Consider the following 14,538-nt stretch of genomic DNA (forward strand, 5'->3'; position numbering starts at 1 on the left):
CTTGTATTTTCACTCTCGGAAGCGAGGGCGATTGATCGTCCACTTCTTGAAACACGGAGATGGGACAGGGAATACCTTCGGGTAGTTCTCATTTTCGATTAAAACTTTGACTGGAGGTCAATATGAACATCAAGAGCCTTCTTCTCGGCTCCGCTGCTGCCTTCGCAGCAGTATCCGGCGCTCAGGCAGCTGATGCCATCGTCGCCGCTCAGCCGGAGCCGCTCGAATACGTCCGCATCTGCGACGCATACGGCGCTGGCTACTTCTTCATTCCGGGCACCGAAACCTGCCTCAAGATCGGCGGTAAGGTTCGTACCGAAGGCAAGTGGTACGACGCTTACACCCCGAACACCCACATCGGCACTCTTTGGCACACCCGCGCTGAGCTGCAGCTGCAGACGGCTTCGGACACCGAATACGGCCCGCTGAAGACCAACACCGAAATGCGTTGGGATTGGCAGGAAGGTGGTTCGACCAAGACGAACCTGCTGCACGCCAGCATCAGCCTCGGTGGCTTCACCGTTGGTAAGGAAGACTCGCAGTTCAACGTATTCACCGGTTATGCTGGCGACGTCATCAACGACGACGTGATCGGCGACGGCCCGTACGAACTGAACCAGATCACCTACAACTACGACGCCGGCAACGGCTTCACGGCTGTGATCTCGGTTGAAGACAGCAACTCCGGCGCGGGTGCTGTTGGCGCTAACGGCGAAGACAGCCACAACCACTACGCTCCTGACGCTGTTGCCGGTGTTGGCTACAAGGCCGGCGCATGGGCCTTCAAGCTCGTTGGCGGTTATGACTCGATCGTTGAAGAAGGCGCTATCAAGGCTCGTGTTGACGCTGACTTCGGCGTATTCTCTGCCTTCTTGATGGGCGGCTGGAACACCGACGGCAGCAAGCTCAACAAGTATGCGAATGGCGACTCGATCGGCCAGAGCTGGGGTGACTGGGCAGTTTGGGGCGGTGCTAGCGTTCCGATCAATGAAAAGCTGAAGTGGAACCTGCAGCTCGCCTACACCGACAACAAGACCTTCGCTGCTACGACGAACGTCAAGTGGAACCCGGTTAAGAACCTGCTCGTCATGCCGGAAGTATCCTACACCAACTGGGACTCCATCAATCAGGACCAGTGGGCTGGTATTCTCCGCTTCCAGCGCAGCTTCTAATCTAGTATGACTTCGGTCATATGAGATTTCTCACTTCGGTGAGGAAAAGCCCGGTCGAAAGGCCGGGCTTTTTGCTTTGTCTGTGGCAGCATTTCTTTCTGATATCGGAAGGATAGAGCCGACTGTCTTGGTGCGGCACACTTTCCCCGCGGATATTGCTTATGGGGCGAAAGTTTTTTCCATATAATTTTAAGTGGAATTCGCTCTGGACGCGTCAGCAATATGACGAATTTGCGACGTGATCTTTGTGCAACGCGCTCTTTGAAACGCGCGTCATAAATACCGATTGTTTGTATCCGATATTGCTCTGCAAAAAACGATCTGTAGGGTGCAAATCGGAAGCAAGGCTTATTGTCTTGGTTCTCCCAGATCAGGGGTCAACTTTGAAAAACTTTAGGTGGGGTGGGGCGCGTCGATTCTCTCGGCGTGATTTCCTGTGCCTAATCGATATTGAAACTGGAGTTTACAATGAACATCAAGAGCCTTCTTCTCGGCTCCGCTGCTGCGCTGGCAGCAGTATCCGGTGCCCAGGCAGCTGACGCTATCGTCGCTGCTCAGCCGGAGCCGCTGGAATACGTTCGCATCTGCGACGCATACGGTGCGGGCTACTTCTTCATTCCGGGCACCGAAACCTGCCTCAAGGTCGGCGGCATGGTCCGTACCGAAGGCAAGTGGTACGATGCCTACAACCCGAATACCCACAACGGCACTATCTGGCATACCCGCGCTCAGCTGAGCCTCGACACTGCATCGGACACCGAATACGGTCCGTTGAAGACCAACACGGTCATCCGTTGGGATTGGCAGGAAGGCAACACCACCACCACGAAGCTGCTCTGGGCTAACATCAGCCTCGGTGGCTTCCTCGTCGGTAAGGCTGATTCGCAGTACAACGCCTTCACCGGTTATGCCGGCGACGTCATCAACGACGACGTGGTCTATGACGGCCCGTACGAACTGAACCAGATCACCTACAACTACGACGCGGGCAACGGCTTCACGGCTGTGGTCTCCGTTGAAGACAGCAACTCCGGTGCGGATGCCTCTTCCTTCGGCGGCGCCTGGGTTAAGTCGGAATCTAACCACTATGCTCCGAACGCTGTTGCCGGTATCGGTTACAAGGCTGGCAACTTCGGCTTCAAGGTCGTCGGCGGTTACGACTCCATCGTCGAAGAAGGCGCTATCAAGGCTCGCGTCGATGCCGACTTCGGCGTCTTCAAGGCCTTCTTGATGGGCGGCTGGAACACCGACGGCAAGAAGCTGAACCAGTATGCCGGTTCGAACCTGGATGCGTCTGCTTGCCCGGTTGGCCGTGGCGATCTCTGCGGCTGGGGTGACTGGGCAGTTTGGGGTGGCATTGGCGTTCCGGTCAACGACAAGCTGAAGTGGAACCTCCAGCTCGCCTACACCGACAGCAAGATCTTCGCCGCTACCACGAACCTGAAGTGGAACCCGGTTAAGAACCTGCTCGTCGAGCCGGAAGTATCCTACACCAACTTCGATTCTGTGAACCAGGATCAGTGGGCTGGTATCCTCCGCTTCCAGCGCAGCTTCTAATTCGGTCCGCCGAATCGACTTTGACGAATTTTCTGATCTGACCTCCGATCAGAAAGGGACAGGCCCGGTTTTCCCAACCGGGCCTTTTCATTGTTTGCCGCCTCCCGGAAGCGAGAGGGGTTGTTGTCAAACCGCCGAAAGAAAGCTCCGAATTACCTCCGGAGTATCGCCGAGATGCAGAATGGGGGCATGGCCCTGTCCTGCCACCGTCTTGACGACTGTTCCATGATGACGGCGCGCCATTTCTTCCGTGACGACCGTGCTCAGCAGTCCGGAGTTCTCGCCGCGAATCACCATCAAGGGAATGCCGTTGAATCCCTCGAATTGCGGCCATAGGTCCGCGAGAGGGGCTTCCAGGTCAAGCGATTGCAGCTGTTCGGCGATGGCCGGATCATAGTCAGCCACGGGCTTGCCATCGACGAAGGCATAGATCGCCTCCGCCATGTCCTGCCAGTCATCGTCGCCGAGTGCGGTAAAAGTGCCTCCATGGTTCTCGCGCAGAATGGCAACGGCATCGTCTCGGTCGATGGGCTTCCTGTCACGATTGAGGTAGTCGCGAATATCGGCTAGGCCAGCTTTCTCAATCGCAGGACCGATATCATTGAGAATGGCCGCTTTCAGGATATCCGGACGGCTGGCTGCCAGCAGATGCATGACGAGACCGCCGCGTGACGTGCCGATGAAGATTGCCTGCGGGATATCAAGCGTCGCGCAGAGGGTCAGGACGTCCTGAGTTTCGACGGCAAGATTGTAGTGGGATTTGTCCGCATCGCGTTCGGATTGGCCGCGTCCGCGCGCATCGAGCGTGATCACCCTATAGGGATCAGTCGGATGCCGGGCCAAAAGCAGTGCTAATTGGTGGAAGTCCCGCGAATTGCGGGTCAGGCCCGGCAGGCAGATGACAGGCGGCCGCGCCCGCATTGCCGATGCATCGCCCATATAGTCTCGAGCATAGAGCTTCAGGCCGTCCTGGGTGGATATCGTTCGGGCAAGGAAGCCGCTTTCGTCGTCGCTGCGCATGCATCATGCCTCGTGCCTGGGATAGGACGAGAGATGTAACGCGATTTCGCCGGCTTTCACAACCGTGCACTTGCGGGCCATTTAGCTGCGGCCGTTGACGAGATCCTGCACGATATCGGTCTTCTGGCCGAGCCGCGCCTTGTAGACCTGATAGTTCTCCATGACGCGCTGAACATAGTTGCGTGTCTCGGGGAAGGGGATGCGCTCGATCCAGTCGATCACATCGTCAAGCGACTTGCCGCGCGGATCCCCGTAGCGGCTGATCCATTCCGGCACTTTGTTCGGTCCGGCATTGTAGGCGATGAAAGTGAGAATGTAGGAGCCGCCAAAGGTGTCAATCTGTTCGCCGAGATAGTGGGCGCCAAGCGTGGCGTTGTAGCCGGCATCCTGCGTCAGCTTGTCGGCGGAGTAGGCAATTCCATGCCGGCCTGCGACCGCCTTGGCCGTCTTCGGCAGCAGTTGCAGCAGGCCACGCGCGTTGGCCGAAGAGATGGCTGATGGATTGAAGGCACTTTCCTGCCGGGCGATGGCATAGGCGAGCGCCTTGCCGGAGCCGGCGATATTCGCATTCTGCGGAATGACGCCGATCGGGAAGGCCAAGGCCGCCACGTCGATGCCGCGTCCATAGGCGATCTTTCCGATCTGCAGCGAGAGCTGGTGGTTGCCGGAGCGTTCGGCCTGGGCCGTCAGCAAGGCAATCTCGCCCGGGCTCTCCAGCTGTCTCGCCAGTGCGCGATAGAGCGTTTCGGCACGCCAGCCATGCCCTGCCGCTTCGAGCCGCGAAATGGCCTGCACGGCTTCACGGTCCTGGAAGCCTCGGCGATCGGCAGGCGAGGGAGCGGGATAGGTGACGTTCAGCGTGCGTCGACCGAGCTTTTCGGCGGCAAGCTGGCCGTAGAACGTGCTCGGATAGGAGGCGGCCTTGGCATAGAAATCGGCTGCCTTGCCCGGGCCGCCGGCCTCGGCGGCGCGACCGAGCCAGTACCAGCCGCGCGACTGCGAGATCGGCCCGTTCGATACCTGCAGGATCTTGCGGAAATGGGTCGCCGCGCTCGCGCCGTCCTGCAGGCCGCGCAAAGCGTACCATCCAGCATGGAATTCGGCTTCGCCGACATCTTGCGGGCTTTCCGCAACGCTGGCGTCGACGATGCGATAGGCATCCTTAAAGTCGCCCTGATCCACCAGGCCGCGGCTGACAATGCGCTGCTCGTTCCACCATTGGTCGGGATTGACGAGCACGCCGCGATCGCGCGGCATCTGCGCCAGCAGATTGGCGGCATCGTCATATTTGTTCTGACGGCGCAGGTTTTCGATCCGCATGAAGAGATAAGCGGGGTCCTTGCGCCATTGGGCGTCGATGCCGGCAATCAGCCCGTCGGCCTTGTCCGAGCGCTCGTTGACCGCAGCCCAGGCCTTGTAGAGCGACTGCGCTTTCCCGAGATCGCCGAAGCGCTTCGCCTGAGCAGTACGGTCGCGGTAAAGCAGATAGTCCATACGTGCCTTATGATCGGCCGGCGACAACAGCGCGGAGAATTCCGCGAGGATCTTGTCCTCGAAGGACTTGTCCAGCGTTTCATTGCGCCAGATCTTGCGGATCAATTTCGCAGCCTGCGCCGACGAGCCGCGCGCCATGAGGGCGCGAGCCAGGATCACCGAGCCTTCGACGGTTTCCGGTTGCGTGCTGCCGAAGGCGGCAAGGATTTGATCCGTCGGCGGATTTTCGGCGTAGAGCGCCCGTTCCGAGTTTGCCCGGAGGCTGCCGAGACCCGGCCAGCCCACCAGCTCGCGCGCAGCGGCGGCAATTTCTCCGGAAGGAGTGCCGGGTTGGCCGGAGGTGGCAATCGCCCAGGTCAGAATATGGCGATCGAGGGTGCCTTGGCTCATGCCGTTGCGGATGGCGAGCGCCTGCATCGGGTTTTTGTTGGAAAGCGCATCAAGACCCGCCTTCAGGTCACCATTGACCGGGGCGATGGGGCCGCCGCGCGGTATGGAGGCGGTGCTTATCGGATCCGGCATCGTCATCGCGACGTCGGAGCGATCGCTGGTCAAGGTCTGTTGGCCGGAAAGCTGAGACGCAAAAGCGCCCCATGCGACCGCCAAGCCTACGGCGGTCCAGATCATCGCGGGTCTTTTCATCCGGCTACTCACAAAACAATCAGGCCCCTTCCATTTGCCTAATGCCATATTAACGAAACCTTACCGGCGGTCAGAATTTCAATCAATTATGATATCGGAAACTGCCCCAAACCAATCAAAGCGCGCTTGTCCCCGTCAAGCCGGCACTCTATGGTGCGCAGATTCATAACCATGGATTGCGGCTGAAGCATGAAAGCAGTGCCGCTAGGAGACTTGTATGTTCCAGGGGTCCATTCCCGCACTCGTTACGCCCTTTACTGACGCCGGCAAGTTCGATGAGGCTTCTTTCGCCTCCCATGTCGAGTGGCAGATAAAAGAGGGTAGCCGCGGCTTGGTGCCCGTAGGCACGACGGGCGAATCGCCGACTTTGTCGCATGACGAGCACAAGCGCGTCGTCGAGCTTTGCATCGAGGTAGCGAACAAGCGCGTTCCCGTCATGGCCGGAGCAGGCTCGAACAATACCCGCGAAGCGATCGAGCTTGCTCAGCATGCCGAGAAGGTGGGTGCCAACGCGGTTCTCGTCGTTACGCCCTATTACAACAAGCCGACGCAGAAGGGCCTTTACGCGCATTTCGCGGCCATTGCCGAAGCGGTGAAGCTGCCGATCTACATCTACAATATTCCGGGCCGCTCGGTCGTCGACATGACGCCGGAGACGATGGGCGCACTCGTCAAGGCCTATGGCAATATCGTTGGCGTGAAGGATGCGACCGGCAAGATCGAGCGCGTCTCCGAGCAGCGCATCGCCTGCGGCACCGGTTTCCGCCAGCTTTCCGGCGAGGATGCGACGGCGCTCGGCTTCAATGCTCATGGCGGCGTCGGCTGTATTTCTGTGACGGCCAATATCGCGCCGCGCCTGTGCGCCGAATTTCAGGCGGCAACGCTTGCCGGCGATTATGCCAAGGCCCTCGAGTATCAGGACCGTCTGATGCCGCTGCACAAGGCGATCTTTATGGAGCCCGGCGTTTGCGGCGCCAAATACGGTCTTTCGCGCCTCGGCCGCATGAGCCGCAACGTCCGCTCGCCGCTGCTGTCGACCCTCGAGCCTGCGACGGAAGCTGCGATCGACGCAGCCATGCGCCACGCGGGCCTTCTGAACTGACGGCAACGCGCGCAAGGCTGAAGCTCTATCGGGCCGCTCCCTTCACAAAGAGGGCGGCCTCGCTTATTTAGGGTGCAGGAACTTGGCGCGCCGATGGCTGCAGCCGGAATGACGTAAGAAAAGAAGAAGAATCATGGCCCCCAAAGGCAGCCAGCGCGTAGTGAATAAGATCGTGGCGGAGAACCGCAAGGCCCGCTTCAACTACGAGATCATCGATACCTATGAGGCTGGCCTCGTGCTGAAGGGCACCGAGGTCAAATCTCTGCGCGAGGGCAAGGCCAACATCGCCGAATCCTACGCCTCCGACGAGGACGGCGAGATCTGGCTCATCAATTCCTATTTGCCTGAATATCTGCAGGCGAACCGCTTCAATCACGAGCCGCGCCGCCGCCGCAAATTGCTGCTTTCCGGTCGAGAAATCGGCCGGTTGCGCTCTGCCGTCAATCGCGAGGGCATGACGCTGGTGCCGTTGAAGATCTATTTCAACGACAGCGGCCGCGCGAAGCTGGAACTGGCTCTCGCCAAGGGTAAAAAGCTGCACGACAAGCGCGAATCCGAGAAGGAACGCGACTGGAACCGGCAGAAGAGCCGCCTGCTGAAGGACAATGGCTGACCGAGAACGCTCCGCCGGTTGGCGTTTAGCCGAGACCGGCCGGGGTAGGGGTAGGGGTAGGGGCGAGGTTAAGGATCAGTGGTAATAGCGCAGGAGTTCAAAAGCCGGAGGTCAGGAATTTCCCGACCTTATTGTTCGGCATCCGCTTCTGCGTGATTGGCCTCCGTGGCACGGTGCGGGCGTTCGGAGGGTTCGCGTCCGATTTCCGCTTTCAGCGACACGAGATCGATGAAGTGATCGGCCTGGCGGCGCAGATCATCCGCGATCATGGGCGGCTGGGTCGCCATGGTCGAAATGACCGACACCTTGCGGCCGCGACGCTGCAGAGCCTCTACCAGCGTCGTAAAATCGCCGTCGCCGGAGAAGATAACCAGATGATCGACGGTCTCGGATTGTTCCATGGCGTCGATCGCCAGTTCGATGTCCATGTTGCCCTTGATCTTGCGGCGTCCCATGGAGTCGGTGAATTCTTTCGCCGGCTTGGTAACGACCTTGTAGCCGTTGTAATCGAGCCAATCGATCAACGGACGGATCGAGGAATATTCCTGATCCTCGATAAGGGCGGTGTAGTAATAGGCGCGCAGCAGATATCCACGTTTCTGGAACGCCTTCAGGAGCTTGCGGTAGTCGATGTCAAAGCCGAGGCTCTTGGAAGCAGCGTAGAGATTGGCGCCGTCGATAAAAAGTGCGATTTTCTCGCGTGGGTCAAACATCGCTTACATATCCACTGTTACAAAACGTAATCTTTTTATTCAAAGGTAAGCTAAAACAAAGCCTTGTACAGCGTCCAAGAATAATTCGAATTACTTTATGAATTATTCATATAATCGAGATTTAGGGCACGTTACGCGATATTCCAAGCAACCTTAGGTGGAATGCACCGTTTGTCTAGGAGAATTTTAGCACTTTATGGGATGGTGCGAAGGGGCTCAAACAGGAAAAACTTGAATTTGCCATCGTTTGCTTGTATCGGCGTGCTACTCCGAGACATGATGAAGACATCACGACCGCAAAGGACAGGCAATGGCCCGTGTCACAGTTGAAGATTGCATTGATAAAGTAGAAAACCGGTTCGAGCTCGTGCTGCTTGCCAGCCACCGCGCTCGCCTGATTTCGCAGGGCTCCTCGATCACGATCGACCGCGACAACGACAAGAATCCGGTCGTTGCTCTGCGCGAAATCGCCGACGAGACGCTGTCTCCCGATGACCTCAAGGAAGACCTGATCCATTCGCTGCAGAAGCATGTCGAAGTGGACGAGCCCGAGCCCGATCCGGCAAGCCTGCTCGCCGCCAGCGGCGCCGCTGCCTCCGGCGACGAGGAAGAAGATCTTCCGGAAGCCGTTACTTTCGACCAGATGTCGGAAGAAGAGCTTCTGGCTGGCATCGAAGGTCTTGTTCCGCCAGAAAAAAGCGACGATTACTGATCGTCGATCTTGATGCTCCGGGCAGGAGCGATATGATGATGAGATGCGTGCGCCGGTCATAAGACTGGCGCGCTTTTGTTTGTGCGGGAGTAGTCTTGGAATGATGCGGCAATATGAGCTTGTTGAGCGGGTGCAGAAGTACAAGCCCGATGCCAACGAAGCGCTGCTCAACAAGGCCTACGTCTATGCGATGCAGAAGCATGGTCAGCAGAAACGCGCCAGCGGCGACCCCTATATTTCCCATCCCCTCGAAGTTGCCGCCATTCTCACCGACATGCGTCTGGACGAATCGACGATCGCCGTCGCACTCCTCCACGACACCATCGAGGATACGACTGCGACGCGCGCCGAGATCGACGAGTTGTTCGGCGAAGACATTGGTCGTCTGGTCGAGGGGCTGACCAAGATCAAGAAGCTCGATCTCGTCACCAAGAAGGCGAAGCAGGCGGAAAATCTGCGCAAGCTGCTGCTCGCCATCTCCGACGATGTCCGCGTGCTTCTGGTGAAGCTTGCCGACCGTCTGCACAACATGCGCACGCTGGACCATATGTCGCCGGAAAAGCGGGCCCGCATTTCCGAAGAGACGATGGAAATCTATGCGCCGCTTGCCGGCCGCATGGGCATGCAGGACATGCGCGAGGAGCTCGAGGAGCTTTCTTTTCGCCACATCAATCCCGAGGCGCACGATACCGTCACCAAGCGGCTCGAAGAGCTGTCGCGGCGCAATGAGGGTCTCGTCAAGAAGATCGAGACCGAGCTGCGCGACCTGCTGGTCGCCAACGGCCTTGCCAACGCCATGGTCAAGGGCCGGCTGAAGAAGCCTTACTCAGTCTTCCGCAAGATGCAGTCGAAGTCGCTCTCCTTCGAGCAGCTTTCGGATATTTACGGTTTCCGTCTTCTCGTCGACGACATACCGTCCTGCTATCGCGCGCTCGGTATCGTGCACACCCGCTGGCGCGTCGTCCCCGGCCGCTTCAAGGACTATATCTCGACGCCGAAGCAGAACGACTACCGCTCGCTGCACACCACGATCGTCGGCCCGTCCAGTCAGCGTATCGAACTGCAGATCCGCACCAAGCGCATGCATGAGATCGCCGAATTCGGCATCGCCGCCCACACGCTCTACAAGGATGGCACGAACGGCAATGGCGACGGCGAGGTCCTGTCGCGGGAAAGCAGCGCCTATTCCTGGCTACGGCACACCATCGAGGCGCTGGCCGAGGGCGACAGCCCGGAAGAATTCCTTGAACATACCAAGCTCGAGCTGTTCCAGGATCAGGTTTTCTGCTTCACGCCCAAGGGCAAGCTGATCGCTCTGCCGCGCGGCGCCACGCCGATCGATTTTGCCTATGCCGTCCATACGAATATCGGCGACACCACTGTCGGCGCAAAGATCAACGGCCGCATCATGCCGCTGGTGACGCGACTGACCAATGGCGACGAGGTGGAGATCATCCGCTCCGGCGTTCAGGTGCCGCCGGCTGCCTGGGAAGAGATCGTCGTGACCGGCAAGGCGCGCGCGGCCATTCGCCGTGCGACCCGGCTTGCCATCCGCAAGCAATATGCCGGCCTTGGCCATCGCATTCTCGAGCGCACCTTCGAGCGTGCCGGCAAGGTCTTCTCGCGGGATGCCTTGAAGCCTGCTCTGCATCGCCTCGGTCAGAAGGATGTGGAGGATGCCATTGCCGCCGTCGGGCGAGGGGAGATGTCGTCGCTCGATGTTCTGCGCGCGGTTTACCCCGATCATCAGGACGAGCGGGTGACCGTCAAGCCGGCCGGCGACGAGGGCTGGTTCAATGTGCACAGCGCCGCCGGCATGATTTTCAAGATCCCCGGCAAGAACAAGGCCGATCTCGCCGACGGGATCGAGACGCCACCGATCCGTGGCCTCGCAGCAAATGTCGAAGTGCATTTCGCACCGACAGGCGCCGTCCCCGGCGATCGCATCGTCGGCATCATGGAAAAGGGCAAGGGGATCACCATATATCCCATACAGTCGCCGGTCCTGCAGCGGTTCGACGATGAGCCGGAACGGTGGATCGATGTGCGCTGGGATCTGGACGAAGCCAACAAGTCCCGCTTTGCCGCCCGCGTCCTGATCAACGCGCTGAACGAACCAGGTACTCTGGCCAAGGTCGCGCAGACCGTCGCCGATGTCGACGTCAATATCCGCGTTCTCAATACGGTTCGCGTCGCCGCCGATTTCACCGAAATGGCGCTCGATGTCGAAGTCTGGGATCTGCGCCAGCTCAACCAGCTTCTCGTGCAGCTCAAGGAGCTCGATTGCATCGCGACGGTGAAGCGCCTTTACGAGTGACACCGCACGGCCTCGCGGCCGATCCGGTGCAGGCTGCATATTTTGTGATCATTTTATGACCGAAAACGAGCAGCTTTCCGGAGTGATATGCGTATAGCGCATGGCTGCATCAATTTTAGAGAGGTGGTAATTAACCTTTGTCAAGCCTATCTTCTGGTCATCGAAGAAATGAAACAGAGATGAGAGAAGACAATGTTTAGCCCGATCAAGAAAATCGCCCGTGCCCTGCGCGTTCCGAGTGTTGAAGAGCGTGAAATGGCATATCTGAATGGCTCGCACGACCGTTTTGACCTTGAATATCGTCAGCGTCAGGTTGACCGCGGTCTGTTCCGCCAGCGTTAATCGCTGCCAATACTTATAAGACCAGGAGGGCGCGTCGCTGTTGCGCCCTTGGAGCATCCCGATACTCCGGGATTGCTTCCCGTAAAATGGGAGAGCGTCCGGCTTTTTGCAGCGCAAGCGGGCGACGTTCCCAAAAAGGGCCGCACTTTCGGTTCTTAATCAGTGCGTGATCCGCTGGCCGGTCTTGTCACGACGGCCCCCATTGCACTAGATAAGCCGCATGCTATTTCGTCGCCGAAAACCACTGACATTCAAGGAAAAACTGCGGGAGCACCTTTGGCCCCGCAAGGGTTTCGTTCGCTCATTCCAATATTTCGGCAAGCGCCTCGTTCGCCTCGCTGCCTCGCCGCATTCGATTGCGGCCGGATTTGCAGCGGGGATCGTCGTGTCCTGGACGCCGTTCATCGGCGTGCATTTCGTGATGGCGATCATCATCGCCTATCTGGTCGGTGGCAATGTCATTGCTTCCGCGCTCGGCTGCCTGGCCGCCGGCAACCCCATTACCTATCCCTTCATCTGGGCGTTCACCTGGGAAATCGGTCATCTGATCCTGGCACGCGACAGCGGCGGCCGTAGTGCTGCCGGCATAGATCTACCGGCGCTGTGGCACAAGGGCGACCTTCTGCAGATTTGGGACCCGGTTTTGAAGCCGATGCTGATCGGCGGTATTCCGCCGGCGATTGTCTCAGGCATCATCGTCTATGCGCTGACCTATTACGGTGTGAAGACTTTCAAGACGCGCCGCAAGGAGCGGCTGATGGAGCGCGCGCGCGAGCGCATGGCGCTTGCCGACAACGCGTCGAGCGTCTGACGAGCCCGACATCGTCCGGGCCGCCAGGAGGGCCGCATCATGATCATCGGTATAGGTAGCGATCTTATCGACATCCGCCGCGTCGAAAAGACGATGGAGCGTTTCGGCGCCCGCTTCACCGAGCGCTGTTTTACCGATATCGAACGCGCCAAGTCGGAGGGGCGCAAGAACAAGGCGGCGTCTTACGCCAAGCGCTTTGCCGCCAAGGAGGCCTGCTCCAAGGCTTTGGGCACCGGATTGGCGCAGGGCGTCTTCTGGCGCGACATGGGCATCGTCAATCTGCCGAGCGGCAAGCCCACCATGCAATTGACAGGTGGAGCAGCCGAAAGGCTGGCAGCCATGCTGCCCAAAAATCATCGCGCCGCCATTCATTTGACGATAACGGATGATTTCCCTCTCGCGCAGGCCTTCGTGATCATCGAGGCGCTGCCGATAGAGGGCTGAATCGCTGCTTGATGTTGCTTTTGGCGCCAGCGCCATTGCCGCAGTGATATGAAGCGAGTAGAGAGTGCGTGAATGCAAGTTGCGCCGGTGGGGTGCGAAAAAGGAACAAGACTGCGTGTCCGAGAAAGCCGTAAAACAGCAGAACGCCCTGTGGGAGAACATTAAGGTCATCGTGCAGGCGCTCGTCCTGGCCATGATCATCCGCACGGTTCTCTTTCAGCCATTCACTATTCCGTCCGGCTCGATGATGCCGACGCTTCTTGTCGGCGACTATATCTTCGTCAACAAGTTTGCTTATGGCTATTCGAAGTATTCGCTGCCGTTCTCGCCGAACCTGTTCAGCGGCCGCATCTTCAGCAGTGAGCCGAAGCGCGGCGACGTCGTCGTCTTCCGCTTCCCGCCGAATCCCGATGTCGACTACATCAAGCGCGTCATGGGCCTGCCTGGCGATCGCATCCAGGTTAAGAACGATATCCTTTACATCAACGGCCAGGCCGTGCCGCGCGAGCCGCATGGCACTTTCTCGTCGGACTACAGCCAGGAGCCGGGCGATCACATCCCGGTCTATAGCGAGCGGTTGGCGGATACCGGCAAGGTCTATGACACGCTGGATCTTTCGCCGAATTCGCGCGGCGACAACACGCAGGAATATGTCGTTCCGGCCGGGCATTATTTCATGATGGGCGACAATCGCGACAATTCCGACGATAGCCGTTTCGACGTCGGTTATGTGCCGGCTGAAAATCTCATCGGTCGCGCCAGCGTCATCTTCTTCTCGCTCGGTCACGACACGTCGTTCCGGGAAATCTGGAAATGGCCGACCAACATGCGTTGGGATCGCCTCTTCAAGGTTGTCGAATGACGAAAGCGCAGGCCCTCTCGCAAGCGGATCGTGCCAAGCTTGAATCGGCGATAGGCTACGAGTTCGTCGAGAAGGATCGTCTTCATTGGGCGCTGACGCATGCCAGCGCCCGCACGCACAAGACGGGCAATTACGAGCGGCTGGAATTTCTCGGCGACCGGGTTCTCGGCCTGTGCATCGCCGAACTTCTGTTCCGGACCTTCGGGAACGCGACCGAAGGCGAGCTTTCGGTGCGCCTCAACCAGCTGGTCAGCGCTGATACCTGTGCCGAGGTCGCCGACGAGATGCAGCTGCATCTCTATATCCGCACCGGCGCCGACGTGAAGAAGCTCACCGGCAAGCGCATGCTCAACGTGCGCGCCGACGTCGTCGAAAGCCTGATCGCAGCGCTTTATCTGGATGGTGGCCTCGAAGTGGCCCGCACCTTCATTCTGCGCTATTGGGAGCGCCGGGCGGTTCGGCCCGACGGCGCAAGGCGCGATGCCAAGACGGAATTGCAGGAATGGGCGCATGCGAAATTCGGCGTCACCCCGGTCTACAGGGTTGATGATCGCAGCGGACCGGATCATGATCCCCGCTTCACGGTGACCGTGGCAGTGGCGGGAACCGCGCCCGAGACAGGAATTGAACGCTCCAAGCGTGCGGCCGAACAGGTGGCGGCGACGCGGATTTTGGAGCGCGAAGGTGTATGGCAGCCTCAGTCGACTGAGAAGTGACTGCCTAGAAACGACGGAAAA

General features: G+C 58.9%; 14 protein-coding genes. 11 read left to right on the forward strand and 3 right to left on the reverse strand.

The annotated features are described in order from the left end of the window. Nucleotides 1-122: 122 nt before the first annotated feature. A complete protein-coding gene (locus RHSP_RS20100; RefSeq protein WP_004121811.1) occupies nucleotides 123-1,172 on the forward strand; it encodes a porin in 1,050 nt (349 codons plus the stop codon). A 468-nt stretch (nucleotides 1,173-1,640) separates the two neighbouring features. Beyond that, nucleotides 1,641-2,729, forward strand: coding sequence for a porin (locus RHSP_RS20105; protein ID WP_004121814.1), 1,089 nt, complete (start codon nucleotides 1,641-1,643; stop codon nucleotides 2,727-2,729). Nucleotides 2,730-2,855: 126 nt separating this feature from the next. Here RHSP_RS20105 and RHSP_RS20110 read toward each other — a convergent pair whose 3' ends face one another. Next, nucleotides 2,856-3,749 carry an alpha/beta fold hydrolase gene (locus RHSP_RS20110; RefSeq protein ID WP_004121815.1) on the reverse strand — a complete coding sequence of 298 codons (894 nt, stop codon included), beginning with the start codon at nucleotides 3,747-3,749 and terminating at the stop codon, nucleotides 2,856-2,858. A gap of 81 nt (nucleotides 3,750-3,830) precedes the next feature. Next, on the reverse strand, nucleotides 3,831-5,885 hold the full coding sequence (locus tag RHSP_RS20115; RefSeq protein WP_037153149.1) for a lytic transglycosylase domain-containing protein: 2,055 nt from the start codon (nucleotides 5,883-5,885) through the stop codon (nucleotides 3,831-3,833). Between the two features lie 217 nt (nucleotides 5,886-6,102). Here RHSP_RS20115 and dapA point away from each other — a divergent pair, with 217 nt between their 5' ends. Both dapA and smpB read left to right on the forward strand, forming a co-directional pair. Further along, complete coding sequence (gene dapA, locus RHSP_RS20120; protein ID WP_004121824.1) at nucleotides 6,103-6,987, forward strand: 4-hydroxy-tetrahydrodipicolinate synthase; 885 nt, start codon at nucleotides 6,103-6,105, stop codon at nucleotides 6,985-6,987. 133 nt (nucleotides 6,988-7,120) lie between these two features. Then, a complete protein-coding gene (gene smpB / locus RHSP_RS20125) occupies nucleotides 7,121-7,600 on the forward strand; it encodes an SsrA-binding protein SmpB (RefSeq protein WP_004121827.1) in 480 nt (159 codons plus the stop codon). A gap of 128 nt (nucleotides 7,601-7,728) precedes the next feature. Here smpB and RHSP_RS20130 read toward each other — a convergent pair whose 3' ends face one another. Next, nucleotides 7,729-8,313 carry a LabA-like NYN domain-containing protein gene (locus RHSP_RS20130; RefSeq protein ID WP_004121830.1) on the reverse strand — a complete coding sequence of 195 codons (585 nt, stop codon included), beginning with the start codon at nucleotides 8,311-8,313 and terminating at the stop codon, nucleotides 7,729-7,731. A 310-nt stretch (nucleotides 8,314-8,623) separates the two neighbouring features. Here RHSP_RS20130 and rpoZ point away from each other — a divergent pair, with 310 nt between their 5' ends. From rpoZ to rnc, 7 genes are all read left to right on the forward strand, one after another. Beyond that, on the forward strand, nucleotides 8,624-9,025 hold the full coding sequence (gene rpoZ, locus RHSP_RS20135; RefSeq protein WP_004121833.1) for a DNA-directed RNA polymerase subunit omega: 402 nt from the start codon (nucleotides 8,624-8,626) through the stop codon (nucleotides 9,023-9,025). A 100-nt stretch (nucleotides 9,026-9,125) separates the two neighbouring features. Continuing rightward, nucleotides 9,126-11,342, forward strand: coding sequence for a RelA/SpoT family protein (locus tag RHSP_RS20140; protein ID WP_037153153.1), 2,217 nt, complete (start codon nucleotides 9,126-9,128; stop codon nucleotides 11,340-11,342). Between the two features lie 192 nt (nucleotides 11,343-11,534). Beyond that, entirely contained in the window at nucleotides 11,535-11,684 is a 150-nt protein-coding gene (locus RHSP_RS33875; protein WP_081615336.1) for a DUF3563 family protein, read from the forward strand. A gap of 220 nt (nucleotides 11,685-11,904) precedes the next feature. Continuing rightward, nucleotides 11,905-12,495 carry a DUF2062 domain-containing protein gene (locus tag RHSP_RS20150; protein ID WP_037153159.1) on the forward strand — a complete coding sequence of 197 codons (591 nt, stop codon included), beginning with the start codon at nucleotides 11,905-11,907 and terminating at the stop codon, nucleotides 12,493-12,495. Nucleotides 12,496-12,534: 39 nt separating this feature from the next. Next, nucleotides 12,535-12,939: a holo-ACP synthase gene (gene acpS / locus RHSP_RS20155; protein WP_004121845.1), complete on the forward strand. Its 405-nt coding sequence runs from the start codon at nucleotides 12,535-12,537 to the stop codon at nucleotides 12,937-12,939. Between the two features lie 115 nt (nucleotides 12,940-13,054). Further along, on the forward strand, nucleotides 13,055-13,801 hold the full coding sequence (gene lepB, locus RHSP_RS20160; protein ID WP_037153162.1) for a signal peptidase I: 747 nt from the start codon (nucleotides 13,055-13,057) through the stop codon (nucleotides 13,799-13,801). Next, complete coding sequence (gene rnc, locus RHSP_RS20165) at nucleotides 13,798-14,517, forward strand: ribonuclease III (RefSeq protein WP_004121851.1); 720 nt, start codon at nucleotides 13,798-13,800, stop codon at nucleotides 14,515-14,517. The genes lepB and rnc overlap by 4 nt, the downstream gene beginning before the upstream one ends. Nucleotides 14,518-14,538 lie beyond the last annotated feature (21 nt).

Origin of the sequence: Rhizobium freirei PRF 81 (genome assembly GCF_000359745.1) — a bacterium.
GTDB classification, from domain to species: Bacteria; Pseudomonadota; Alphaproteobacteria; order Rhizobiales; family Rhizobiaceae; genus Rhizobium; species Rhizobium freirei.